Annotated in this window: 1 pseudogene; it reads right to left on the bottom strand. The window is 62.7% G+C overall.

The window, feature by feature from the left end:
- A pseudogene (gene treS, locus STRTUCAR8_RS27505) lies at positions 1–1,344 on the bottom strand (maltose alpha-D-glucosyltransferase); the annotation flags it as partial.

Raw genomic sequence — 1,344 nt, 5'->3', positions numbered from 1 at the left:
GGGAGTTCGGTGTAGGAGCCGAGGCGAAGGCGGGGTTCTGTTTGCGGATCTCGATCATGCGGCGGGTCCAGTGCAGGAGCGAGGAGGGGGAGGACATGGAGGCTTCGACGTTGGTGACCTGGTAGCCGTAGACGGGGTCCATGATCGTGGGCAGGACGAGGCGTCCGGGGTCGCAGGAGGAGAAGCCGGCGTTGCGGTCGGGGGTCCATTGCATGGGGGTGCGGACGGCGTCGCGGTCGCCGAGCCAGATGTTGTCGCCCATGCCGATCTCGTCGCCGTAGTAGAGGATCGGCGAGCCGGGGAGGGACAGCAGGAGGGCGGTGAAGAGTTCGATCTGGTTGCGGTCGTTGTCGAGGAGGGGGGCCAGACGGCGTCGGATGCCGATGTTGGCGCGCATGCGGGGGTCTTTGGCGTATTCGGCCCACATGTAGTCGCGTTCTTCGTCGGTGACCATTTCGAGGGTGAGCTCGTCGTGGTTGCGCAGGAAGATGCCCCATTGGCAGTTGTTGGGGATGGCGGGGGTCTTGGCGAGGATTTCGGAGACCGGGTAGCGCGATTCGCGCCTGACTGCCATGAAGATGCGGGGCATGACGGGGAAGTGGAATGCCATGTGGCATTCGTCGCCGCCGCTGGCGAAGTCGCCGAAGTAGTCGACGACGTCTTCGGGCCACTGGTTGGCTTCTGCGAGGAGGACGGTGTCGGGGTAGTGGTCGTCGATTTCTTTGCGGACGTGTTTGAGGAATTGGTGGGTGGCGGGGAGGTTTTCGCAGTTGGTGCCTTCGGCTTGGTAGAGGTAGGGGACGGCGTCGAGGCGGAAGCCGTCGATGCCGAGGTCGAGCCAGAATTTGAGGGCGGAGAGGATTTCTTCCTGGACTGCGGGGTTTTCGTAGTTGAGGTCGGGTTGGTGGGAGAAGAAGCGGTGCCAGTAGTACTGTTTGCGGACGGGGTCGAAGGTCCAGTTGGAGGCTTCGGTGTCGACGAAGATGATGCGGGCTTCTGGGTATTGTTCGTCTTTGTCGGCCCAGACGTAGTAGTCGCCGTAGGGGCCTTGGGGGTTGTTTCTTGATTCCTGGAACCAGGGGTGTTGGTCGCTGGTGTGGTTCATGACGAAGTCGATGATGACGCGCATGCCGCGTTGGTGGGCGGCGTCGACGAATTCGACGAAGTCGGCGAGGTCGCCGAATTCGGGGAGGACGGCGGTGTAGTCGGAGACGTCGTAGCCGCCGTCCCTCAACGGTGATTTGAAGAAGGGGGGGAGCCAGAGGCAGTCGATGCCGAGCCATTGGAGGTAGTCGAGTTTGGCGGTGAGGCCTTTGAGTCGCCGATGCCGTCGCCGTTGCTGTC

Source organism: Streptomyces turgidiscabies Car8 (assembly GCF_000331005.1).
Classification (GTDB): domain Bacteria; phylum Actinomycetota; class Actinomycetes; order Streptomycetales; family Streptomycetaceae; genus Streptomyces; species Streptomyces turgidiscabies.
Note: the sequence above shows the minus strand (reverse complement) of the source record. Positions and strands in the feature narration are given on the sequence as shown.